The organism is Clostridium sp. TJA032 (assembly GCF_058310275.1).
This window is the reverse complement of record NZ_JBZEFB010000004.1, coordinates 90,717-115,715: the sequence shown is the minus strand read 5'-3', so window position 1 is coordinate 115,715 and position 24,999 is coordinate 90,717. Positions and strand designations below refer to the sequence as shown.

23 protein-coding genes and 1 other annotated feature are annotated in these 24,999 nt (G+C 28.5%); of the genes, 19 read left to right on the top strand and 4 right to left on the bottom strand.

Going from position 1 to position 24,999, the window contains the following annotated elements:
• Positions 1 to 16 precede the first annotated feature (16 nt).
• Positions 17 to 1,330, top strand: coding sequence for a peptidoglycan-binding domain-containing protein (locus tag AC4FRL_RS09960; protein WP_491140051.1), 1,314 nt, complete (start codon positions 17 to 19; stop codon positions 1,328 to 1,330).
• A 30-nt stretch (positions 1,331 to 1,360) separates the two neighbouring features.
• On the opposite strand, the gene AC4FRL_RS09955 is transcribed toward AC4FRL_RS09960, so the two are convergent.
• Positions 1,361 to 2,425 (bottom strand): YkvI family membrane protein, encoded by a 1,065-nt coding sequence (locus AC4FRL_RS09955; protein ID WP_491140050.1) that lies wholly within the window; start codon positions 2,423 to 2,425, stop codon positions 1,361 to 1,363.
• 143 nt (positions 2,426 to 2,568) lie between these two features.
• Between AC4FRL_RS09955 and AC4FRL_RS09950 the strand changes: the two genes are divergently transcribed.
• The 10 genes from AC4FRL_RS09950 to AC4FRL_RS09905 all read left to right on the top strand — a co-directional run bounded on the left by AC4FRL_RS09950 (position 2,569) and on the right by AC4FRL_RS09905 (position 12,435).
• A complete protein-coding gene (locus tag AC4FRL_RS09950; protein ID WP_491140048.1) occupies positions 2,569 to 3,645 on the top strand; it encodes a hypothetical protein in 1,077 nt (358 codons plus the stop codon).
• A gap of 91 nt (positions 3,646 to 3,736) precedes the next feature.
• A complete protein-coding gene (gene mnmL, locus AC4FRL_RS09945; RefSeq protein ID WP_491140047.1) occupies positions 3,737 to 4,672 on the top strand; it encodes a tRNA modification radical SAM protein MnmL/YtqA in 936 nt (311 codons plus the stop codon).
• A gap of 25 nt (positions 4,673 to 4,697) precedes the next feature.
• Positions 4,698 to 5,420 (top strand): 2-phosphosulfolactate phosphatase family protein, encoded by a 723-nt coding sequence (locus AC4FRL_RS09940; RefSeq protein ID WP_491140046.1) that lies wholly within the window; start codon positions 4,698 to 4,700, stop codon positions 5,418 to 5,420.
• A 272-nt stretch (positions 5,421 to 5,692) separates the two neighbouring features.
• Positions 5,693 to 6,145 carry a hypothetical protein gene (locus AC4FRL_RS09935; protein WP_491140045.1) on the top strand — a complete coding sequence of 151 codons (453 nt, stop codon included), beginning with the start codon at positions 5,693 to 5,695 and terminating at the stop codon, positions 6,143 to 6,145.
• Positions 6,146 to 6,390: 245 nt separating this feature from the next.
• A complete protein-coding gene (locus tag AC4FRL_RS09930; protein ID WP_491140044.1) occupies positions 6,391 to 7,098 on the top strand; it encodes an MIP/aquaporin family protein in 708 nt (235 codons plus the stop codon).
• A 42-nt stretch (positions 7,099 to 7,140) separates the two neighbouring features.
• The gene (locus AC4FRL_RS09925) at positions 7,141 to 7,701 is read left to right on the top strand and encodes a glycerol-3-phosphate responsive antiterminator (RefSeq protein WP_491140043.1); all 561 of its coding nucleotides are present in this window, start codon (positions 7,141 to 7,143) and stop codon (positions 7,699 to 7,701) included.
• An 18-nt stretch (positions 7,702 to 7,719) separates the two neighbouring features.
• Entirely contained in the window at positions 7,720 to 9,222 is a 1,503-nt protein-coding gene (glpK, locus tag AC4FRL_RS09920) for a glycerol kinase GlpK (protein WP_491140042.1), read from the top strand.
• 166 nt (positions 9,223 to 9,388) lie between these two features.
• Entirely contained in the window at positions 9,389 to 10,819 is a 1,431-nt protein-coding gene (locus tag AC4FRL_RS09915; RefSeq protein WP_491140041.1) for an NAD(P)/FAD-dependent oxidoreductase, read from the top strand.
• Between the two features lie 12 nt (positions 10,820 to 10,831).
• Positions 10,832 to 12,085, top strand: a complete 1,254-nt coding sequence (locus tag AC4FRL_RS09910; protein ID WP_491140040.1) for an NAD(P)/FAD-dependent oxidoreductase — start codon at positions 10,832 to 10,834, stop codon at positions 12,083 to 12,085.
• 2 nt (positions 12,086 to 12,087) lie between these two features.
• Positions 12,088 to 12,435, top strand: a complete 348-nt coding sequence (locus tag AC4FRL_RS09905; protein WP_491140039.1) for a DUF1667 domain-containing protein — start codon at positions 12,088 to 12,090, stop codon at positions 12,433 to 12,435.
• A gap of 199 nt (positions 12,436 to 12,634) precedes the next feature.
• Here AC4FRL_RS09905 and AC4FRL_RS09900 read toward each other — a convergent pair whose 3' ends face one another.
• Complete coding sequence (locus AC4FRL_RS09900) at positions 12,635 to 13,810, bottom strand: class I SAM-dependent rRNA methyltransferase (RefSeq protein ID WP_491140038.1); 1,176 nt, start codon at positions 13,808 to 13,810, stop codon at positions 12,635 to 12,637.
• A gap of 160 nt (positions 13,811 to 13,970) precedes the next feature.
• Here AC4FRL_RS09900 and AC4FRL_RS09895 point away from each other — a divergent pair, with 160 nt between their 5' ends.
• From AC4FRL_RS09895 to AC4FRL_RS09885, 3 genes are all read left to right on the top strand, one after another.
• Positions 13,971 to 14,282 (top strand): hypothetical protein, encoded by a 312-nt coding sequence (locus AC4FRL_RS09895; RefSeq protein WP_491140037.1) that lies wholly within the window; start codon positions 13,971 to 13,973, stop codon positions 14,280 to 14,282.
• A 146-nt stretch (positions 14,283 to 14,428) separates the two neighbouring features.
• Positions 14,429 to 16,357, top strand: a complete 1,929-nt coding sequence (locus tag AC4FRL_RS09890; RefSeq protein WP_491140035.1) for an ABC-F family ATP-binding cassette domain-containing protein — start codon at positions 14,429 to 14,431, stop codon at positions 16,355 to 16,357.
• 161 nt (positions 16,358 to 16,518) lie between these two features.
• Positions 16,519 to 17,127: a DUF1643 domain-containing protein gene (locus tag AC4FRL_RS09885; protein WP_491140034.1), complete on the top strand. Its 609-nt coding sequence runs from the start codon at positions 16,519 to 16,521 to the stop codon at positions 17,125 to 17,127.
• A 134-nt stretch (positions 17,128 to 17,261) separates the two neighbouring features.
• On the opposite strand, the gene AC4FRL_RS09880 is transcribed toward AC4FRL_RS09885, so the two are convergent.
• Positions 17,262 to 17,477, bottom strand: a complete 216-nt coding sequence (locus AC4FRL_RS09880; RefSeq protein WP_491140033.1) for a (2Fe-2S)-binding protein — start codon at positions 17,475 to 17,477, stop codon at positions 17,262 to 17,264.
• A gap of 283 nt (positions 17,478 to 17,760) precedes the next feature.
• Positions 17,761 to 18,041 (top strand) — a binding site (T-box leader).
• 100 nt (positions 18,042 to 18,141) lie between these two features.
• Between AC4FRL_RS09880 and ileS the strand changes: the two genes are divergently transcribed.
• On the top strand, positions 18,142 to 21,261 hold the full coding sequence (ileS, locus tag AC4FRL_RS09875) for an isoleucine--tRNA ligase (protein WP_491140032.1): 3,120 nt from the start codon (positions 18,142 to 18,144) through the stop codon (positions 21,259 to 21,261).
• Positions 21,262 to 21,297: 36 nt separating this feature from the next.
• On the opposite strand, the gene AC4FRL_RS09870 is transcribed toward ileS, so the two are convergent.
• Positions 21,298 to 21,627 (bottom strand): rhodanese-like domain-containing protein, encoded by a 330-nt coding sequence (locus AC4FRL_RS09870; RefSeq protein WP_491140031.1) that lies wholly within the window; start codon positions 21,625 to 21,627, stop codon positions 21,298 to 21,300.
• A gap of 344 nt (positions 21,628 to 21,971) precedes the next feature.
• On the opposite strand from AC4FRL_RS09870, the gene AC4FRL_RS09865 reads away from it, so the two are divergent.
• From AC4FRL_RS09865 to AC4FRL_RS09850, 4 genes are all read left to right on the top strand, one after another.
• On the top strand, positions 21,972 to 22,970 hold the full coding sequence (locus AC4FRL_RS09865; protein WP_491140030.1) for a LacI family DNA-binding transcriptional regulator: 999 nt from the start codon (positions 21,972 to 21,974) through the stop codon (positions 22,968 to 22,970).
• 97 nt (positions 22,971 to 23,067) lie between these two features.
• Entirely contained in the window at positions 23,068 to 23,496 is a 429-nt protein-coding gene (locus AC4FRL_RS09860) for a thioredoxin fold domain-containing protein (RefSeq protein ID WP_491140029.1), read from the top strand.
• A 3-nt stretch (positions 23,497 to 23,499) separates the two neighbouring features.
• Complete coding sequence (locus AC4FRL_RS09855; protein WP_491140028.1) at positions 23,500 to 24,192, top strand: cytochrome c biogenesis CcdA family protein; 693 nt, start codon at positions 23,500 to 23,502, stop codon at positions 24,190 to 24,192.
• A 107-nt stretch (positions 24,193 to 24,299) separates the two neighbouring features.
• A complete protein-coding gene (locus AC4FRL_RS09850; RefSeq protein ID WP_491140027.1) occupies positions 24,300 to 24,929 on the top strand; it encodes a hypothetical protein in 630 nt (209 codons plus the stop codon).
• The last annotated feature ends 70 nt before the right edge of the window (positions 24,930 to 24,999 follow it).

Genomic DNA, 24,999 nt, shown 5'->3' with positions numbered 1-24,999 from the left:
TATTAGGAGAACTTATATGGCTTTAGGAGGACTAAAAGTTCAATGTTTTAGTGAAAAAAATAAATATATACCTATTGATAAATGTAAGGTTAAAATAACTCAAACAGGAGAAGATGGAGTAGCTATTGGAGAAACAATAGAAGTATATACAGATGATACAGGAAGTACAGATACTGTGGAGTTACCAGCACCACCTATAGAAAATTCTAATAATCCAGGTTCTATTCCTTATAGTTTTGCAGAAATAATTGTTGAAAGAGCAGGTTTTTCTCCTGTAGAAATAAAGGGTGTTCAAATATATCCTTCAAGGGTTGCACTTCAAAACATAAATTTACTTGAAAGTAGAGATTATAGGCGAGAAGATATTATTGATATACAACCTAATAGATTAGTTGGAAATTTCCCACCTAAAATTCCAGAATCAGAGGAGAAAGAATTACCACCAGCAAAGGGAACAGTGGTTTTACCAGAACCTATAGTTCCTGAATATATAGTTGTTCACAATGGAAAACCAAATGATAATTCTGTAGCAAATTACAAAGTTTCTTATAAAGATTATATTAAAAATGTTGCTTGTTGTGAAATATTCTCAACATGGTCTGAAAATACTATAAGAGCCAATGTTTATGCTATAATTTCCTTTACATTAAATAGAATATATACAGAATGGTATAGAGGAAAGGGAAAAAATTTTGATATAACTAATTCAACAGCTTTTGACCATGCTTTTAGCTATGGAAGAAATTTTTATGATAATATAAGCAGAATTGTAGATGAAATTTTTTCAACATATATGAAAAGATTTAATGCTAAACAACCACTTTTAGCACAATATTGTGATGGTATTAATGTTAAATGTCCAGGATGGATGACACAATGGGGAAGTAAATATTTAGGAGACCAAGGGAAAGCGCCTTATGATATTTTAACATCTTTTTATGGAGATGATTTAGAGTTAAGGTCTGCAAAAAAAGTTAAAGGAAGTCCAAAATCTTATCCAGGATATAATATAACTTCAGGTTCTTTTGGAGAAGCTGTAAAAACAGTACAACAACAGTTAAATTATATTTCCAAAGCATATCCTTTAATTCCTAAAATTGCTGTTGATGGTAAGTTTGGACCTAGAAGTAGAGAATCGGTTAGAACTTTTCAAAAAATATTTAATTTACCTCAAACTGGCGTTGTAAATTATGCAACATGGTATAAAATATCAGATGTTTATGTAGCTGTAACTAAAATGGCAGAGCTTAGGTCAAGTGGAGAAATGAAAGTTTTTTATCCCCCAACTATTATGGATATAAAAGATAATGTACCTAAGATAATTTATTAAAAAATAAAACTGGGAATTATTTTCCCAGTTTTATTTTTTATTTTTCTTTTTGAATTTAAAAAAGTAAAAATATATGCATTGAATTATAAATACTAAACTTAATACCCCAAACATTGGATATAAGGTTGATATTAAATTTGAAAAGCCTATTAAAGAAATAGGAAGAGCTAAAATTAAAACTACAAAAATAGCATGTTTATATTTTATTTTAAAGCTCTTAGTAAGAGTTTTACTTATTGAATAAACATCTGAAACTTCAGTTGAGAACATTTCAGCTAAAATAATCATTAAAAGCATTATTTGAATAGGTTTCCCAAATCTATCTGCAATATAAAGAAGGGGAATTTCATATTGGAATATTTGAGGTTGGTTTACCATAAGCATTGAATTTATAAATAAGCATATTACTGTTAAAAGAACAGAGCCTAAAATAATTCCAAGGGTCATTATCTTTTTATTTTTTATTTCATTACTTAAAGGAACTATAACTCCACAACAACAAAGTATGTTATATCCAGCATAAAGAAGTCCAGAGGTAAAAACTCCCTTGCTAAGAGTTGGTGTAGATGATATTAATGCTTCTGTAGTAATTGGGTCCTTTGAAAAGGCTACATAAAGAATCATAAGTGTAGTTATTACTATTATTAGAGAAGGAACAATAATAGAATTTATCTCAACTAATCCATTAGTTTCTCTCATAAGAATTAATGAAGCTATAATAGCCATAAAAAGTGAGCCTATAATTTTAGGAATACCAAAGTATTGGTTTAACAAAGCACCACTACCAGCTAAGATTATAGAAGCACTAGATATTAAGTAAAATGTTGTTATTATTCCTGTTAATTTACCTAAAATATTAGGACTTACAATACTTATTACTTCACTATAAGAATTTAATTTGTGTTTAATACTGATTCTTGAAATTATGTTGCAAAGTAAGATATAAAATAATCCTGTAAAAATAATAGTTAGAAAACTTTTATAGCCATAAACTGTAAAGAAGTTTGTTATTTCCTTTCCAGAGGCAAGTCCTGCTCCAACTATAGTTCCTATAAAAACAAAAGCTACTTGAAAGACTTTTATAATATTTTTCATTAAATCACCTCCCTAACTAAATATATAAGTTGTAAAGAAGGTTTATTCTTAAATCTAAAAAGTAAAGTTTATTATTTTTTTAATACTTTTAATCTATTTGGAAAACCTAAGAAAAGGACTTATTTTAAGAGAGGAATGATTAAATGTTTAAAAAAATAGGCTTATATTTATTTTTAACATCCTTATTTTTTCTTGTAGGTTGTAATGGAGTTCAAAGTAATATAAAGGAAAGCAAGGAGTTAAAAGAAAGTGTTAAAAGTATATATTTTGACAATAAAATAGCTGTAGAAGTTGCAAAAGAATATATAAATGCTATTAAAGAAAATAATATTGAAAAGATTAAAGAGCTTTCAAATGAAGATATTGATAAAAATATAATAGTTATTCCTAACAAAGAATATGAAATTATAGGTATAAAACAAATTTCAACTGCTCAAATGGGAAATAAAACAATGTTTAAGTTTAATATTACAAGGAGTAAAAAAGATGAGCCTAAAGCAAGTTTAGAGGAATATTATTTAGAGGTTATGAAAACTAAGGAGGGAAATTATAAAGTTTCAAAATTAAAGTCTAGAGAACTTTATAATGTGTTTTTTAATAAAGATAAATTAAAAATAAGAAAAGATGATGAAGTAGAGATAAATACTTTAATAGATTTAAAAAGCATACCTAATAAAATTTATCCTAAAGTTAATGTTATTGACATAGCAAAGGTGGATGTGCCTAAAGAAAAATTTTCAGTTTTAGAAATTTCATTTTCAGGAGATAAAGTTGCAATTTCAACATATAAAAATGAGGATTCTTACATAGGTGTTGTTGAGGTTGAAGATGCTAAGGAAACTTTAGTAAAAGAAGGTGAAGAAGAAGGAAAAGAGGAGAAAGATAGTAATAAATTAATAGGAAAAAAAATAACTTCCTTAGATGTTTTAAGAGGAAGTAAAATTACTAGCTTACATTTTTCAGAGGATGACGGATATGTTATTGTAAATTATATTAAAGAAAATAATAATAGGTTTAAAGTTTATAAAAGTAGTGGAGAGATAGTTTATTTAGAATTAGATGATATATTTAATGAAGAAGAATATAATCTAATTTATGAGAGAATAGAAGACAATAATATAATTATGAATGTTACTAAAGCATCAAAAAATAATGGTGAAAGCAATTTAACAGGAATATATAAAATATCTTTAAAAGATTTTAAACTTAAAAAACTATAGTATAATATAAAATAAGTTAATCATAAATAAAAAGTTATGATTAACTTTTTTATTTTAAAGAAATTTTTATTTTAATGAAAAGGTGATATAAATGGAAAAAAGAAAAACATGGGGAGATAAAAGATATAATACTTTAAATAGATTTTTAAGAGAAAAATTTGGAGAAAAGGTATTTAAAATAAGTTTAGATGGAGGATTTACATGTCCAAATAGAGATGGAAAGGTAGCTAAGGGTGGATGTACATTTTGTAGTTCAAAGGGGTCAGGTGATTATGCAGGTCAAAGAACTTTAAGCATTTCAACTCAGTTTGATAATGTTAAAGATATGATGAATAAAAAATGGAAAGAAGGAAAGTACATAGCGTATTTTCAAGCTTATACAAATACATATGCTCCTGTAGAGGAACTTAGAAGAAAATATGAGGAAGCAATTAATAAAGAAGGTGTTGTTGCTTTAGCTATAGGAACAAGACCAGATTGTATAAATGAAGAAGTTTTAGACTTACTAGAGGAGATGAATAAGAAGGTTTATACTTGGGTAGAGTTAGGGCTTCAAACTATTCATGATGATACTGCTAGAAGTTTTAATAGAGGATATGATTTAGAAGTATTTGATAAAGCTATGGAAGGATTAAAGAAAAGGGGAATAGATACTGTAGTTCATTGTATTTTTGGTCTTCCTGGGGAAAGTAAAGAGCAGATGTTAGAAACTGTTGATTATGTATCAAGATGTGGAGCACAAGGAATAAAGCTTCATTTACTTCATTTAATGAAGGGAACAAGAATGGTTAAGGATTATGAAGAAGGAAGGTTAAAGTTTCTATCTCAAGAAGAATATATTGATTTAATATGTAAGGCTATAAGTAGAATACCTCAAGATATGGTTATACATAGATTAACAGGTGATGCACCTAGAGAACTTCTTATAGGACCTATGTGGAGTTTAAAGAAATGGGAAGTTTTAAATGCAATTGATAAGGCTCTTGAAGATAATGACATTTATCAAGGAAAATATTTTGAGGAATAATTTATAGCAAGGTGGGGGATTTTTTATGAAGATTGATGTTATAATTTCAGCGGATTATATAGATAGTGAAAAACTTAAGGGAAAAGTAGCTGTAGTTATAGATATGTTAAGAGCTACATCTGTAATTACAACAGCTATTTACAACGGAGCTAAGGAAGTTATACCAGTAGTTGGTGTAGAGGAAGCCTTTGAAAAAGCTAAAGAGTTAAGAGCTTTAGGAGAAGAAGTATTACTAGGAGGAGAAAGAAAGGCTTTAAAGATAGAGGGCTTTAATTTTTCTAATTCTCCTTTAGAATATAAAAAAGAATTAGTTAATGGAAAAGTTGTAATAATGTCTACAACAAATGGGACTAGGGCTTTAAATTTATGTAGTATAGCAGATAAAGTTATAGTTGCTTCTGTTTTAAATGGAAAAGCTATAGCTAAATATTTAGAAAATGAGGATAAAGAAATAGTATTCGTTAATTCTGGAACTAATGGAGAATTCTCTAGTGATGATTTTATTTGTGCAGGATATATAATAAGTGAAATATGTAAGGATATAAAGGCGAATCTTACAGATATAGCTAATACTGCGAAATATGTTTATGAAAGTAGTAATGGTATAGAGGATTTTATAAAAGATGCTAAGCACTATAAAATTTTAAAAAATCTAGGGCTAGAAGAAGATTTAGAATATTGTTCTAAGGAAAATTTAATTAATTTAGTTTTAGAATTTAAAGATGGAGAGATAAAAAATATAAATTAAAATATTAATAAAAAATAAATAATAGGAAGTAACTATTTATATTATGAATAAATAGTAAAATAATCTTATTTTAGAATATTTTGCTTTTAATTGAAGTTTATTAAAAAGATAAAGCAATATTTTGATAAAGTATATAAAAACATTTATTAAAATTTTCATATTAAAAGATTAACTTTAATTTCTTGGTAAACAGTTAAAAACTTTAGTTTGTTAATGCAATCTTAAGATTATATTATGTTTATAGGATAAGATATTAAAGAGGAGATGTTTTTATGAAAAAGAAATTATTGGTTGTTCTTGTTGCTGCAGTAATGGGCTTACAATTAGTAGGTTGTGGAGGTTCTAGTGAAGCTGCAAACAAAGATTCTTCTGATAATAAAGCTGTTACAGAAGAACATAAAGATAAAGAAAAAGATGATGTTGTAGATAATGATAGTTTATCAAGTGATGTATCTGAAGTTTATTTAGGACTTAAAGAAGAATATTTAGAAGTTCTTGAAAATAAACAAATGAAAGAATGGGATGAAGAAAAGAGTAAGGCTTTAAAAGACTTAACTGAAATTAAAGATATGACACCTAAGGATGATAACACTATAAATGATGCCATAACTGATATAGAACAATTGATAGAAAAATATCAAAGTTCTTTAGATGGAAGTGGAGCTGACCCAACAGCTATACAAAATTTAGAATCAGAAATTGAACAACTATTATTTAATAAATAAAAGATAGAGGGTGAAAATCCCTCTTTTTTAATTTTATGGAAAGATTGTTAAATTTTTAATTTGTTGAAAACAATTTCAAAAGGTGGTAAAATAATATTGTAAAGGAATACAAAGTATATACTTATATTCAACTTGTGTAAGAGTTTTTAGAGTTAAACACGAGAAATTCATATTTTTTGGGTTTAGCTCTTTTTTATTTTAAATTTTAAAAACTAAATATATTAATTACTAGGTGGTGGAAAGTCATGGTAAATCAATTCTTGGCTGAGCTTTTTGGGACTGCGCTTTTAATATTATTAGGGGATGGAGTAGTTGCAAATATAGCTCTTAAAAAAACTAAGGGTAACAATGCAGGACTTATAGTAGTAACTGTAGGTTGGGCAATAGCTGTAGCTATTCCAGTTTACATTTTTGCTAGAGTTAGTGGTGCTGTTTTTAATCCAGCTGTAACTATTGCTTTAGGATTAACGGGTGGACTAACTTGGATGCAAGTTGTTATCTTCTGTATAGCTCAATTTTTGGGTGCTTTCATAGGCGCTGTACTAGTTTATTTAACTTATTACAATCATTTTCAGTCTACTGAAGATCCAGAAGCAAAGCTTGGAACTTTCTGTACTATACCAGCTATTAGAAATTACAAATGGAATTTTTTTACAGAATTCATAGGCACTTTTGTTCTAATGTTTGGAATTTTAGGGCTTGGTGATGTAAAAATGGCAGATGGAATAATGCCAATAGCTGTTGGTTTATTAATTTTAGTTATAGGTGTATCTTTAGGAGGACCAACAGGTTATGCAATTAATCCAGCTAGAGATTTAGCACCTAGATTTGCACATTGGTTACTTCCTATGAAAAATAAGGGTGGCTCTGATTGGGCTTATTCATGGATTCCAGTTGTAGCACCAATAGTTGGGGCAGTAGCAGGAGCATTGGTATATACAAGTATATTTTAAGCGTATAATTAACTTATGAGGATTATAAGGAGGCTATAGAGAATGATTAATTTTAAAAGAATACTTGAAGATAACCCTATTGTAGCAGCAGTAAAGGATATGGAACAGTTAAATAAGGCTTTAGAAACTGAGGTTGATGTTATTTTTGTTTTGTTTGGAAATGTTTTAGACATTATAGATATTTCTAATAGAATAACAAAAAAGAATAAGATTGGAATATTGCATATAGATTTAGTTGACGGCCTTACAAATAGAGAAATTGTTTTAGAATATTTGAAGGAGAAAACTACTTTTAATGGAATAATAAGTACTAAAGCTCAGACAGTAAAAAGTGCAAAAAAGCTAGGGTTAGTAGCTATTCAAAGGGTTTTCATTTTAGATAGCCTTTCTTTTCAAAGTACAAAAAACCATTTAGTTGATGAGTGTGATGCAGTTGAAATGTTACCAGGGTTATTGTTTAAAGTAATTAAAGAATTATCAAGAACAATTCAGAAGCCATTAATAGTAGGTGGTTTAATTTCAGATAAAGATGATGTTATGGGAGCTTTAAAATCTGGAGCTACATGTATATCAACAACGAAAGAGGATATATGGAGGATATAAAATTAAGAGGTGAGTTTTATGAATAAATATATAGTAGCATTAGACCAAGGAACAACAAGTTCAAGAGCGATAATTTTTGATAGGGAACAAAATATTATCGGAGTAAGTCAAAAAGAATTTAATCAAATTTATCCAAAGGAAGGTTGGGTTGAACATGACCCTATGGAAATATGGGCAACTCAATATAGTGTTCTTCAAGAAGTTATGGCAAAGTGCAATATTACTCAAGAAAATATAGCTGCCATAGGAATAACAAATCAAAGGGAAACAACAATTGTATGGGATAAAAATACAGGAGTTCCTATATACAATGCTATTGTTTGGCAATGTAGAAGAACAGCTGATATATGTGATGAGTTAAATGAAAGAGAAGGTCTTGTAGATTATATTAGAGATAATACAGGTCTTGTACTTGATGCTTATTTTTCAGGAACAAAGATAAAATGGATATTAGATAATGTTGAGGGTGCTAGAGAAAAAGCAGAGAAGGGAGAACTTTTATTTGGTACAGTAGATACTTGGCTTGTTTGGAAGCTTACAAATGGAAAGGCTCATGTAACTGATTATACTAACGCATCTAGAACTATGATATTTAATATAAAGACTCTTGAGTGGGATGAGAGAATGTTAAAGGAATTAGGTATTCCTAAGAGTATGTTACCAGAAGTTAAAAATTCATCTGAAATTTATGGATATGCAAACCTAGGTTCAAAGGGAGGAATAAGGGTTCCTATAGCTGGTATAGCTGGAGACCAACAAGCTGCTTTATTTGGACAGGCTGCTTTTAATAAGGGGGATGTAAAAAATACCTATGGAACAGGTTGTTTCTTATTAATGAATACAGGTGATGAATTAGTTAAAAGTAAATCAGGTCTTTTAACAACTATTGCTATTGGTATGCATGGAAAAGTTCAATATGCCTTAGAAGGTTCAGTTTTCGTAGGTGGAGCTGTTATTCAATGGCTTAGAGATGAATTAAGAATTATAAGTGATTCTAGCGATACTGAATATTTTGCTACAAAGGTAGAGGATAATGGTGGAGTTTATGTTGTACCAGCCTTTGTTGGACTAGGAGCACCTTACTGGGATATGTATGCTCGTGGAATAATAGTAGGATTAACACGTGGAACTAATAGAAATCATTTAATAAGAGCTTCTCTTGAGTCAATTGCATATCAAACAAGAGATGTACTTGAAGCTATGATAAATGATGTTGGATGTGATATAAACTGTATAAAAGTAGATGGAGGAGCAAGTAGAAATAACTTCTTAATGCAATTCCAAGCTGATTTAGTTGGTAAAAAGGTAATAAAACCTATAATTACTGAAACAACTGCTTTAGGAGCTGCTTATCTTGCTGGATTAGCTGTAGGATATTGGAATGATAAAGAAGAAATCTCTAAATTCTGGTATGCAAGTGAGGAGTTTGAACCTTCTATATCAGAAGAAAAGAGAAATAAATATCATAAGAAATGGAAGAAAGCTGTAGAGAGAGCTAAAGATTGGGCAGTAGAAGATTAAAAAAAGTGTGGAAACATTTACAAAAGTGTGTTATAATTAATTTAGAAGTTAATAAATAGTTTTGATTTTGTGTATAAGAGAAATAGAGCTAGACACAAAAAGGATATTCGTATGTCTTTTTTGAGTTTAGTTCTTTTTTTATTTTCAAAAAGGGGAGAGATATTTAATGATTTATGATGTAGCAATTATAGGAGCTGGAATAGTAGGCGGAGCAATATTTAGAGAATTAACAAAGTATAATTTAAAAGTTGTAGAATTAGAAAAAGAAAATGATGTTGCTATGGGAGCATCTAAAGCAAATTCAGCAATTGTCCATTCAGGATATGATCCAGAACCTGGAACATTAATGGCAAAATACAATGTTGAAGGAAATAAGATGTTTGATAAATTATGTAGTGATTTATCAGTTCCATTTAAAAGAAATGGATCATTAATTATAGGTTTTGATGAAGATGATGAAAAAGAGCTTAAGGTTCTATATGACAGAGGCATTAAAAATGGTGTTGAAGGTCTAAAAATAATATCAAGAGAAGAAGTTTTAGAAATGGAACCAAATATAAATGAAAAAGTTAAAAGTGCTTTATATTGTCCAACAGGAGGAATTGTTGGAGCCTTTGAACTTACTATAGCTCTTTCAGAAAATGCCATAGAAAATGGTGGGGAATTAAGACTAAACTCTAAAGTTGTTGGAATTGAAAAAGATGAAAACTTCAAGATAAAACTTGAAAATGGGGATGTAGTAGAAGCTAAGTTCATAGTGAACGCAGCAGGGGTTTATGCAGACAAGATTCATAATATGGTTTGTAAAGAAGAATTTAAAATAACTCCTAGAAAAGGTGAATACTATGTTTTAGATAAAAATCAAGGAGATTTATTTGAAAAGACAATTTTCCAATGTCCAACTAAGCTTGGAAAAGGGGTTTTAGTTACTCCTACAGTTCATGGAAACTTATTAGTTGGTCCTGATGCTATTGATACAAATGATAAGGACTCTGTTTCTACAGAATATGATGGATTAGCTAAAGTTAGAGAGGTATCTCTAAAAACAACTAATAAAATTAACTTTAGAGAAAATATTAGAAACTTTTCAGGACTTCGTGCTATAGCAGATAGACCTGATTTTATAATAGAAGAAGCTAAAGATGTTAAAGGATTTGTTGATGTAGCAGGAATAAAATCACCAGGTTTAACTTCAGCTCCAGCTATTGCTTTAGATGTAGTAAAAATCCTTGGAGAAGCTGGATTAAAGTTAGAAGAAAAAGATGATTTTAATGGTAAGAGAGAACAAATTTACTTTGTAGAACTTTCAGCAGAAGAAAAAGCAAACTTAATCAAAAAAGATAGCAGATACGGAAGAATAATCTGTAGATGTGAAAATGTAACTGAAGGTGAAATAGTAGATAGTATAAATAGAACATTAGGTGCTAGAACCATTGATGGTGTTAAGAGAAGATGTAGACCAGGTAGTGGAAGATGCCAAGGAGGATTCTGTGGTCCTAGAGTTCAAGAAATAATATCTCGTGAAACTGGTATGAATATTGAAGAAGTGCTTTTAGATAAAAATGGTTCATATATAATAAGTGGTAAAACAAAGTAGGAGGACATGGTTATGAAATATGATTTAGTAGTTGTAGGTGGAGGTCCAGCAGGATTAGCAGCAGCTTATGAAGCTTATGAAAATGGTGTAGAAAAAATATTAATTATAGAAAGAGATAAAGAGCTAGGTGGAATCTTAAATCAATGTATTCATAACGGATTTGGCCTACATACTTTTAAAGAAGAACTTACAGGACCAGAATATGCTGGAAGATTTATTGATATGGTAAAGGGAACTAACATAGATGTAATGTTAGATACAATGGTTCTAGAAATAGAGGATAAAGTAATACATGCTATAAGTGCAGAAAAAGGATATTTAACAATAGAGGCAGAAGCTATCGTTTTAGCTATGGGATGTCGTGAGAGAACAAGAGGTGCTATAAGTATTCCTGGAGATAGACCATCAGGAATTTTTACAGCTGGGGCAGCTCAAAGATTTATAAATATGGAAGGTTATATGGTTGGTAAAAAGGTAGTTATTTTAGGTTCTGGAGATATTGGACTTATAATGGCTAGAAGAATGACTCTTGAAGGTGCTAAGGTAGAAGCAGTTGTTGAACTTATGCCTTATTCAAATGGATTAACTAGAAATATAGTTCAATGCTTAGAGGATTATGGAATTCCACTATACCTATCTCACACAGTTGTTGATGTTAAAGGTGATGGAAGATTAGAGAAAGTTATTATAGCTAAGGTTGATGAAAATAGACAACCTATAAAAGGTACTGAAATAGAGTTTGATGCTGATACTTTATTATTATCAGTTGGATTAATACCAGAAAATGAACTTTCAAAAAATGCAGGGGTTCAACTAGATTTTAGAACTAATGGTCTTGTAGTTTCAGAGAGCATGGAAACAAACAAGGAAGGTGTATTTGCTTGTGGTAATGTTGTTCATGTTCATGATTTAGTTGACTTTGTAACTGAAGAAGCTAAAAATGCGGGTAGAAATGCAGCTAAGTATATTAAGGGTAAAAAGAGATTAAACAAATTTGTTGAGATAAAAAATGGAGAGAATATAAGTTATACAGTTCCTCAAAAATTTGAAATTGAATCTTTAGATGGCAATTTAAATGTATTTATGAGAGTTAGAAATGTATTTAAGAATAAGCAAATAGTTGTTAGAGATGAGGAAGGAAATGTTATTCAAAAGTTCAAAAAGCCTCATGTAGTTCCAGCTGAGATGGAGAGAATTACAATTCTTAAAGACAAATTAAAAGATGCTAAAGGTGCAATAACAATTTCTTTAGAGGATGGTGAATAATTATGATGAGAGAGTTAATATGTATAGTATGTCCTAGAGGATGTCATTTAACAGTAGATACAGAGCAAGAAAAAGTTACAGGTAACACTTGTAAAAGAGGAGAAATTTATGGTTTAAATGAGGTTAAAAATCCTACAAGAACAGTAACTTCAACTGTTAAGATTGAGGGCTGTGATAATATGGTTGTTCCAGTAAAAACAGCAGAACCTATTCCAAAAGGTATGATATTTGATGTTATGAAAGAAATAAATAAAGCTTCTGTTAAATTACCTATTAAAGTTGGTGATGTTATAATAGAAGATGTTTTAGGAACTGGAGTTAGTATAGTTTCTGCAAAAACAGTTATGTAAATAAAAAAGGTATCTGAATTTCAGATACCTTTTTTTGTACAATCTAATATTATATGCAAAATTAGGATAGAACAAATTACCCTAAATAGCTTAGAAATGGTAGTATAAATTGTTCTTAAACCTTTGTTTAAGGGGAATTACCATAAAGTTTCGCTATAATTATATATTAACCAAATAATTTATTTTTAAACTTAAATTCTTAAAATACTTGAAATATAAAGAATTTTAAGTAATATGATTCATCAGAATTCCAAAGTATAGGGTGGTCTGCACTTTGAGTTCTAACTTCTACTTGTCTTAAAGTTCTTCTAGCATCATGAGCAGCTTCAGCTACAGTCTTTTTTAATTGTTCTTCGTCCATATAATGTGAGCAAGAACATGTAGCAAAGTAGCCACCTTCTTTAACCATTTTTATTCCTCTAAGGTTTATCTCTTTATATCCTCTTATGGCTTGTTTAACAGTATTTCTTGATTTAGTAAAGGCAGGTGGGTCTAAGATAACAACATCAAATTTTTTACCTTCTCTTGACCAATCTCCTAAAACATCAAAAGCATTATGTTTTTCAAATTTAACTATATCTTGAAGGTTATTAAGTTCTGCATTTCTAGTTGCACAATCTACAGCATGTTGAGATACATCTATTCCTAAAACAGATTTAGCTCCTGCTATACCAGCATTTAATGCAAAGGAGCCTGTGTGAGTAAAGCAATCTAAAACATCCATGCCCTTACATATTCTATGCATTGCAGCTCTATTTTCTTTTTGATCTAAGAAGAAACCTGTTTTTTGACCATTTTCTAAGTCAACTATGTATTTAACTCCATTTTCAATTATCTCTATGTCAGTATTAAAAGGTTCTGTTAAGAATCCTTTTCTTTGCTCTAGTCCTTCTATTTCTCTAGTTTTTATGTCGCTTCTTTCATAAACACCTTTAGCTTTATATTCTTCAACTAGAAGTTTAACTATTAATTCTCTATATTTATCCATTCCAAGAGTTGATATTTGAATTACATAGTAGTCTTCAAATTTATCAACTGTTAAACCAGGAAGGAAATCCGCTTCTCCAAATATAAATCTACAAGAGGAAGTATCAATAACTTTTTGTCTATATTCCCATGCAGTTTTAAATCTCTTTTTAAAGAAATCATAATTAATTTCTTCATCTATATCTTTAGTCATTATTCTTATAGTTATTTTGCTTCTGTCATTTATGTATCCTTTTCCTAAGAAGTATCCTTTATGATTATAAACTTCAACTATATCTCCATTTTCATAGTCTCCATCATATTCATTTATTTCATCAATATATATCCAAGGTCTGCCTTGTTCAGCTTTTTTGTTTTTACCTTTGTGTAAATAAAACTTACTCGCCATTTAAATAGCTCCTTCCAAAATAATTCTTATAAGATTATAACATATTCTTTGATTTTCAAGAGGTTTAAAATGTATTTATAAAAAATAAATTTATACTTTAGAATAATATTATTTGTATAAATGTATATTTTTAATAAGAGTAATTTTTATGGTGAAATAAATGATAAAGGCTATAGTTGTTCCAACACCTAAAAAGATAAAAAAATACATAGGAAATTTTGATTTTAAGCAGATTAAAAGATTAGTAATTACTAAGGAGAGAATAGTTTTATATGGGATTATAGGTACTGGTATTATAATAATAGCATTTAATAAATTGCCTTATAAGGTATTTGTAATAGGGAGTTTAATATATAATGGTATTGCCTATGAAGTTTTAGAAAAATGGTATAAGGACTATGGAGATGATGAAATTATTAAATCTATGAGTGATACATCTTTATATTTAAATAATTTTTATAGAATAAGATAGGTATTTTAGGAAATTAATATATAAATTTGTTTTAAAAGATATATTTAAAATTTATTATTTTAAGTATATCTTATTTTATTTTTGGAAGAAGGTTCAGTTTATATTATAATTAAAATAAGATTTGTTTTGAAAAGGATGGATAATCAATGAATTTAATAACTCTTGAAAATATAAGTAAGAGCTATTCAGAAAAAATTTTAGCTAACAATGTGTCTTTAGGAATAAATGAAGGAGAGAAGATTGGTCTTATAGGCGTTAACGGAACAGGAAAGTCTTCTTTTTTAAAAATAGTTGCTGGTGTTGAAGAACCAGATGAAGGAACAGTAACTAAAGGAAATAGAGTAAGAATTGAGTATCTTGCTCAAACTCCAGATTATGATGATAATGCTACTGTTTTAGAACAAGTTTTTAAGGGTAATTCAGAAGAAATGAAAATTTTAAGAGAGTATGAGGAATTGCTTGAGAAAATTGATAAAGGTGAAGTTAAGGAAAGTGATTCAGAGAGATTAATAAAGCTTCAAGGAAAGATAGATGCCTTAAATTTATGGGATATGGAAAGTGAAGCAAAAAATGTTTTAACTAAGCTTGGAATAACTAACTTTGATGAGAAAGTTGGAAATCTTTCAGGAGGACAAAAAAAGAGAATAATGCTTGCAGCGGCATTAATAACTCCCTGTGAATTATTAATATTAGATGAGCCTACTAACCATTTAGATAATGAAACAATAAGTTGGTTAGAAGAGTATTTAAATAATAGAAAAGGTGCTCTTTTAATGATTACTCATGATAGATATTTTTTAGATAGAGTAACAAATAGAATATTAGAATTAGATAGAGGCAGATTATTTAGTTATGATGGAAATTACTCTGTTTTCTTAGAAAAGAAGATGGAGAGAATAGCTATAGAAAAAGCAAGTGAAGAAAAAAGACAAAACCTTATGAGAAAGGAATTAGCTTGGGTAAGAAGAGGTGCTAAAGCAAGAACTACTAAGCAAAAAGCTAGACTTCAAAGATTTGATGAACTAGTAAATCAAGAAGGTTTTATTGAAAATGAAAATATAGAAATCTCTGTTATGGGAACAAGATTGGGAAAGAAAATAATAGAGATAGAACATTTAAGTAAAAGCTTTGGAAATAAAAAGATTGTTGATGATTTTAACTATATAGTCCTAAGAAGTGATAGAATAGGTATTGTAGGTCCTAATGGAATAGGAAAATCAACACTTATGGGAATGATAGAAGGAAAGATTAAGCCAGATAGTGGAGAGATAATAAAAGGTGAAACTGTAAAAATAGCTTGTTTTTCACAGGAAGATACACATATGCATCCAGAAATGAGAGCTATAGATTACATAAAGGAAGCGGGAGAATATTTACAAACTGCTACAGGAGAAAGAATAACTGCATCACAAATGTGTGAAAAATTTTTATTTGATGGAACACTTCAATGGACAATGATAGGAATGCTATCAGGAGGAGAGAGAAGAAGACTTCATCTTTTAAGAGTTTTAATGGAAGCTCCTAATGTGCTTTTATTAGATGAGCCTACAAATGATTTAGATATTGAAACTTTAAATAGATTAGAGGATTATTTAGATGATTTTGGAGGAGTTGTTATAACTGTATCACATGATAGATATTTCTTAGATAGAATTTGTAATAAGATATTTTCTTATGAAGGCAATGGAAAAATAGCTGTTTATAATGGTAATTATGGGGATTATCTTTTAAACAAAGCAGAAGAAGTTGTTAATAAGAAAGAAAAAGAACAATCTGTGGATAAAAATAAAAAAGAACAACCTGTGGATAAAAACAAAGATAAGAGCAAGGTTTTAAAATTTTCATTTAAAGAACAAAGAGAGTTTGAAAGTATAGATGAAGAAATAATGAAGATAGAAGAAAAAATTGAAGAAGTAGATTCTTTAATGGCAAAACATGCTTCAGAATATGGAAGGCTTCAAGAACTAATAGAAGAGAAAGAAAAGCTAGAAAATGATTTAGCTTTTAAATATGAGAGATGGGAATATCTTAACGAATTAGCGGCACAAATAGAAGAAAATAAGAAAAATAAATAATATTATTTTTCTTAGATAATATATTTTTAGAATAGAAATTAAATTTATATAAATTTGTAGAATTTCTAAATATTCGATTATATACTAAACTAAAGTTAGAATATACTTAATACAAATATATTGAGGCTAAGGAACTAGAGTTGGTAAAAAGGGGAGCGCTTATGCAAAAGTATTGTAAAAATCAAAATAATATAAATATTTTATTAGATCATGAAGGTGGAAGGTGCTTTAAGGTTACTTTTACTTTAAATGAAGAGGGTACTAGTAATATATTAGTTATAACTAGAGCACCAAAATCACATAATGTTGAGGATTTAAGAAAAGAGTTTAATAAAGCTATAAGATATTTAATTAATAATGAATATGAGCTTGGAGTAATAAGAGAAATAAATTTTGTATTTTTATTTCCTGTTATTGAATATAGTAAAGATGTTTTAGAAGAAGTTTATAACTCTAAAGGAGAATTATTTTTATGTGGAAATGATGGTTTTATTAAAAATGGAGAATATTTAAAAAATGATTTAATAATATTCGAAAGCTTAATAAATAGTTCTCATATAATATTTTCTTGGGGAGAGCCAACCTCTAAAGTTATTAAAAAGGTATATGAAAGTAGATTGCATTATCTTTTAAAAGGATTTAAAGTTGTAAAAAATAATTGTTTTGATTTAAAGAAGTTTTACTGTGTAGGACCTCTTACAAATCAAGGATACCCTAGACATTATAATAGTTGGTCAAAAAACTTAGATTTAATAGAATTTGAAATTTAAAAAAAGCCTTGTATCAATTTAATTTTGATACAAGGCTTTTTTATAACTTTATAAAGTAAAAAAAGAGTACCTATACAGGTACTCTTTTAGGGAGATACAAAATTAAAACAGTAAATAAGTTTTGCTTAAAAGAATTATTGGTTATCTTCAATTAATTCTTCAATTTTATCTCTACATCTGCAACCCTTACAAGAACCAGTTGTAGCACCAGTTTTTTTAGCTACTGCTTCAACTGTGTTTGCACCATCTTTGATGGCTTCCTTAATTTTTGCTCTTGAGATTGCTCTGCAGATACAAACTTTAGTCATTTTATCAATTACTTGTTGATTTAAATTATTGTTATCAGTCATACTATTTTCCTCCTATTTATGTAAAGTAAAACAGCACGATTAACAAAAGGGAATGGAATGTATTTGATGATTTAATTATAAGTTACTTGATAAGAAAAGTCAACATTAAATAATAAAAATTATTCATTAACTTTTATTATCTTTAATGAATAGTATTTTCTTATACTATTAGACTATGTCAAAAATGATTTTTTATTATAATTTATATTAAATAATTAATCTAATCTTTCAAATATATGGTTTTGTTACGTTGACTTTTTAAAAGTGCTATTATATAATTTCTTTAAAGACTGTGAACAGGGCAAGTACTTAAATAGAACTTTATTCAGAGAGTAGTTGTTTGGTGTGAAACTATAGGTATATTTAAGGAAAATCACCTGGGAGTTGGAGACTGAAAGGAATATATTCTTATTAAGTTATCCCGTATATCTACGTTATAGGATGCGAGCATTATAGGTGCTTTTAATTACCTATCATAAAAATGTAAAATTTTAATACTTATAATTAAATTATTAGATAGGTTTGAACTTTAGGTGGTATAGCGAATACAACTTCGTCCTTTTGGGATGGAGTTTTTTTTATTTTATCTAAAGTAAACTGGCTAAATAATTTATTATTAGTAAATAATTAAAATATTAAACAAGAGAAGGAAAGGAGTTTCAATATGTATAAAAAAGTTGAATTACCTAAGGGTTTTGTTGGTGTAGAAAAAGAAGTTGCAGACCTTTGGAAAGAAAAAAACATAATAAAAAAGAACTTTGATATGAATCAAGATGGTGAATACTTTACTTTCTATGACGGACCTCCAACAGCTAATGGTAAACCTCATGTAGGTCATGTTTTAACAAGAGTTATGAAAGATATAATCCCAAGATATAAAGTTATGAAGGGATATAAGGTTATAAGAAAAGCTGGATGGGATACTCATGGACTTCCAGTTGAACTTGAAATTGAGAAGAAGCTTGGAATTTCAGGTAAACCTCAAATAGAAGATTATGGGGTTGAAAAGTTTGTAACTGAATGTAAGGATAGTGTATTCACATATGTTAGCATGTGGGAAAAAATGACTGAGCAAATAGGTTACTGGGTAGATATGGAAAATCCATATGTTACTTACCATAATCCATACATAGAATCAGTATGGTGGGCTTTAAAGCAAATGTGGGATAAAAAACTTTTATATAAAGGTTATAAAACAATGCCTTACTGCCCAAGATGTGGAACAAGTTTATCTTCTCACGAAGTTTCACAAGGATATAAAGATGTTAAGGACTTAACAGCTATAGCTAAGTTTAAAGTTAAAGGAGAAGATAATAAATACTTCTTAGCTTGGACAACAACTCCTTGGACTTTACCTTCAAACGTTGCTTTATGTATAAATAAAGCTTATGACTATGTAGAGGCTAAAGAAGCAGAAGGAGATGAAATCTACATCTTAGCTAAAGAATTAGCACCTAAAGTTTTAGGAGAAGGCTTTGAAATAGTAAGAGAATTCAAAGGTGAAGAACTATTAGGAATGGAATATGAACAGTTATTACCATTTGTAACTCCAACAGAAGGAAAAGCTTTCGTAGTTGTTCATGGAGATTATGTAACATTATCAGATGGTACAGGTATAGTTCATATAGCACCTGCTTATGGTGAGGATGATAACTTAATTGGAAAGCAAAATGGATTAGCATTCTTAAATTTAGTTGATTTAAGTGGTAACTTTGTGGAAGAAGTAACTCCATGGGCTGGAAAGTTTGTTAAAAAGTGCGACCAACAAATAGTTGATTACTTAAAAGAACAAAACAAGTTATTTAAAGCTGAAAAGCATACTCACTCATATCCACATTGTTGGAGATGTGATACACCGCTACTTTACTATCCAAAGGAAAGCTGGTTTGTTGCAATGACAACATTAAGAGATAAACTTTTAGCAAATAATGAAAAGATAAATTGGTATCCTGATAACATAAAGAACGGTAGATTTGGTAAGTTCTTAGAAAATGTTATAGATTGGGGTATTTCAAGAGATAGATACTGGGGAACTCCACTTCCAATATGGGAATGTGAGTGCGGACATAGAGAGTGTATAGGAAGTATTGAAGAATTAAAAACTAAAGGAATAAATGTTCCTGAAGATATAGAACTTCATAAACCATACATTGATAAGGTTCATTTAAATTGTCCTCATTGTAATAAAGAAATGAAGAGAACAGCGGAGGTTATTGACTGTTGGTTTGATTCAGGTTCAATGCCATTTGCACAACATCATTATCCATTTGAAAATAAAGAATTATTTGAGGCAAATTATCCTGCTCAATTTATATCAGAGGCTGTTGACCAAACAAGAGGTTGGTTTTATACATTATTAGCAATTTCAACTGCTATATTTGATAGAAATCCATTTGAAAACTGTATAGTTTTAGGTCATGTTCTTGATAAAAAAGGATTAAAGATGTCAAAATCTAAAGGAAATGTAGTAGATCCATTTGAAGTGCTTGATTCACAAGGAGCTGATGCTACAAGATGGCATTTCTATACTGCAAGTGCTCCATGGTTACCAACTAGATTTTCAATAGAAGATGTTGCTGAAACTCAAAGAAAATTCTTAAGTACATTATGGAATGTTTATTCATTCTATATTTTATACGCAGAGTTAGATAAATTTAATCCATTAGAGTATAAAGATTTCGTATCAGAAAATGTAATGGATAAATGGATAATGTCAAAACTTAATACTTTAGTTAAGGATGTAGATGACCATTTAAATAACTACAGAATAACTCAAGCAGCTTTAGAGATAGAAGAATTTACTGATGAATTATCAAACTGGTATGTAAGAAGAAATAGAGCTAGATACTGGTCTGAAGAATTAACTGATGATAAGATAGGTGCATACACTACTTTATACAGAGTTTTAGTAACTTTATGTAAAGTTTCAGCTCCATTTGTACCATTTATAACTGAAGAAATATATCAAAACTTAGTAGTTAACTTAGATGAAAATGCTTTAGAAAGTATACACTTAGGAGCATGGCCTGAAGTTGATGAAAAAGCTATAGATAAGAAGTTAGAAGAAAAAATGGATTTAGCTTATAAAATAGTTAAACTAGGAAGAAGTGCTAGAAATGGTGCTAATATAAAAAATAGACAGCCACTTTCAAAAATGCTTCTTTCAACTTCAGAACTTCCAAACTATTATGGAGATATAATAAAAGATGAGTTAAATATTAAGGAAGTAGAGTTAGGTGCAGACCTTTCTAAATATGTTAACTTTGAAATTAAACCTAACTTACCTGTTTTAGGAAGAGCTTATGGTAAGTTAATACCAGCTATAAGAAAAGAAATAGCTTCAAGAAATCAAATGGAATTAGCTCAAAAAATCCAAAATTGTGGAGTTGAAGTTATAACTATAGATGGAAATGACATAGAATTAAATGCTGAAAACTTACTTGTAACAATGCAAGGATTAGAAGGATTTGCTTTTGCAGGAGAAGGTTCAGTAGGTGTTGTTTTAGATACTACTATAACTGATGAACTAAGAGAAGAAGGTCATGTAAGAGAAATTATATCAAAGATTCAAAACATGAGAAAAGAAAGTGGTTTTGAAGTTGCTGATAAGATAACTCTTTATGTAGCTAATAATCAAATGCTTTTAGAGGTAATTAAGAAATTTGAAGAGGTTATAAAGAAAGAAACTTTAACAGAGGAAATTGTTTATAACGGAGAAGCTAATTATTCAGAAGCTAAAATAAATGGTGAAATATTAAACATGGCTGTTTCAAAAAGAGATTAAAATAAAAAGAGAGCAATTTTAATTGCTCTCTTTTTATTATTTTTCCCAAAGCTCTTTTGGAGCTTCATTAACTAACTTTGAAAATCCACCTAACATATTATAAAGCTTAGTAAATCCATTATCCTCTAAGATTTCACAAGCTTGCATACTTCTAGAGCCTCTTCTACAGTAAACAAGAATTGGAGAATCTTCATAGCCGTCAAGTTCGTCTATAGAAAATAATAATCTTCCTAAAGGAATAAGTTTAGCATTTTTTATATGGCCTTCTTCATTATATTCCTCTTCAGTTCTTACATCTAAAATTAATAAATCTTTTTCTTCTTCTATTAGATTTATAGATTCTCTTATATCTATATCTTTATACATTTTATTTACCTCCTAAAAATTTTCCTTATCTGTTATAAATTTTTAAAGTGTGGTTAATATAATCAATAAATAATAATATATTGATTATACAACATAATTCAAATAATTAATAAATAATATTATAAGAAAAAACTAATATAATAAGAATTTTTGCATTGAATTACCATTTGAATTTTATTACAATTATTAATAAGAAAACGTTTTTTTAAGGGAGAATTTGAGAGGAATTTAATCAAATTTTAGAAATGCACATAAATTCCTTGTATAAATGTAAACTTATCATTATAATATTGAAGTATTAAGAAATAGATAGGTAATAAGTTAGAGTATAGGAGTTGAGTTAGATGGCTGCTTCAATTAAAGATGTTGCTAGAGAAGCTGGAGTATCAATAGCAACAGTTTCAAGAGTATTAAATGACATTGACGTTGTAAACGAAGAAACGAAGAAAAAAGTTTTAGAAGCGATAAAAAAATTAGGGTACAGACCTAATATAGTAGCAAGAAGTTTAAAAACACATAGAACAAGAACTGTAGGGATATTAGTACCTGACATATCAAATCAAATATATCCTGAAATAGTTAGAGGTGCTGAAGATGTAGCAAACATATATAAATATAATGTAATGTTATGTAATTCAGACTTAGACTTAGAAAAGGAAAAAGAGTACTTAAGAGTTCTTAAGGAAAAAATGGTTGATGGTGTTCTTTACATGAGTTCATCTTTAGGAGAAGAAACTTTAAATTTAATAAACGAATTAGATTTAAAAACAGTTTTAGTTGAAAATGATGAGCAAAATGGAAAGTTCCCAAGTGTAACTATAGACAATGAAAAAGCTACATATGAAGCCACTAAGCATTTAATAGATAAAGGAATGAAGAACATAGCCTTTATAGGTGTAGAAGGTGATTTAAATAATGCTTGGGGAAAAAGATATAAAGGATATAAAGCTGCATTAAAAGATTCTAATATAGAATTAAATGAAGAATTAACTTATTTTAAAAATTTAAAAGTTAAAACAGGTTATGATGCAATTTTAACAATCCTTGATAGAGGGCAAGACATAGAAGGCATAATATGTGCTTCAGATGAAATAGCTATGGGTGCTATAAATGCTTTAAGGGATAAGGGAATAAGTGTTCCTGAAGAAGTAAGTGTTATTGGTTTTAATGACATAGACTTAGCCCATGTATTTTATCCAAAATTAACAACAGTAGCACAACCTATGTATGATATGGGCTCTATTGCTATGAGAATGTTAATTAAAATTATAAATAATAAACCACTAGATCAAGATCATTTTGTGTTAAATCATGAATTGATAGAAAGAGATAGTTGTAAATAATTAATGCATAAAAAATGCATAATCCTTAGGTAACATAAGATTAAACTATGTTGCCTTTTTATTTTGCAAAAATTAATTTTAAGGGGGGAATTTGGAGGTGAATAAAAAGAAAAAAATAGTTATACTAAGTCTTGTTTTTATTTCCTTAGTTACTATTTATTTTGGGAAGAATTATTTAGAAGCTAAAAAGGAAGAAAGTTTTAAAAATACAAATGTAATTAAAAGCTTAGAAGAAGCTAAAAGTGAAGTACCGACAATAATAATGTTTAAAACAGATACATGCCCCTATTGTGTAGAAATGCAAAAAGAGTTAAGTGAAGTTTCTAAAGGTAGAGAAGGAAAATTTAATATTTATTATGCAAGATTAGAAGAAGAAAAAAATATAGATTTAGCAGATAAATATGATGCAAAGGTTGTTCCTACAACAGTTTTTTTAGATAAAAATGGAGAAGAATTTTATATACATCAAGGTCTTATGAGAAGAAATAGCATAGAAGTAATTTTAAATTCTTTGGGGGTTAAATAATTTATGGAGTTTTTATCTTATTTTAACAATATAATATTAGATAATTGGTTTTTAGCTATTTTCCTTTCATTTTTTGCTGGTATCGTAGCTTCCTTTAGTCCTTGCATACTATCATCTATACCATTATTAATAGGCTATGTAGAAGGAAATAATATTAAAGATAATAAAAAAGCTTTTAAATATTCTATTTTATTTTCCTTAGGAATTGGAATATCCTTTACTTTAATAGGATTATTTACAGCTTTAGTAGGAAAAGCATTTATTGGGGCAGGGAAGTTTTGGTATGTTATATTAGCTTTTATTATGATAGCTTCTGGATTGCAAGTTTTAGAGGTTATAAATTTATTTGGAGATAAAAAAGATTCCTGTAAGATTGTTAAAAAAAGAGATAATATTTTTGAGGCTTTATTTTTAGGGATACTAAGTGGAGTTTTATCATCTCCCTGTGCAACACCTATAATGGCAGCAATAATAACTTTTATAACAGCTAGTGGAAATTTATTTATCGGAATGATTATGCTTTTAATGTATTCTTTAGGGCATAGTGTACTAATAATTTTAGCAGGAACTTCTTTTGGATTAGTTGAAAAAATAGCCTATTCTGAAAAGGGAAAAAAGATAGGAAATTTATTAAAAAATATATTAGGAGTAATTATTATATTGATAGGATTTTATTTATTTTATATAGGAGTATAAAATATGTAAAACAAATATACAAAAAGTGTTAAATTAAAGTGAATTCAAGCAAAATTTATATTAATTTTGATATGATTATTATTATATATTTTGATTGGAGGAGTTTTATGGAGCAAAAAATTAATAAAAAATTATCTGTAGGACAGTTTTTAAAAGCTGTATTTAGCATATTTATTAAAAATTTAGGTAGCATAGCTATAATATCTATTCTTTTTGCTATTCCTACACTTTTAGGTGGGAATCCTATATTTGCTTTTATAGGAATATTTAGTTTAGCAATCTCATCTATAGCAATAATAAGATTAGCTAATAATTTTATTAATGGGGAAAAGGTTTCTTGGTTAGAAACAGTAAAGTCTGCCTTTAAGAATCCTGTTTTTCCTATAGGTGTATTTCTTATACAAAATCTTGCTGTTTCTTTAGGTTCTAGTATTTTTGCACCATTAGGAATAGTTATATCTTTATTTTTTGTAATAGCTATGCCATGCTCTATATTTGAAAATAAAAATATAATAGAAAGTATAAAGGAAAGTTTTATTTTAGTTAAAAACAACTTTTTAACTGTAGTTTTAAAGCAGGTAATTTTAGTTTTTATAATTAATTTTATAACAATTATACTTGCTTCAATATTAGGTCAAAATTTTATAACTGTATTGATTTTTTCTTTGATTGTAAATACTCTTACATCAGCTACATTAATAGGTGGAACTTTACTATATAGAGAATTAACTATGTAAATATTATAAAACCATATAAGAGTTAAGTTTGTTTAATTTTAGTGTATTTAAATAAATTTGACTTTTATGT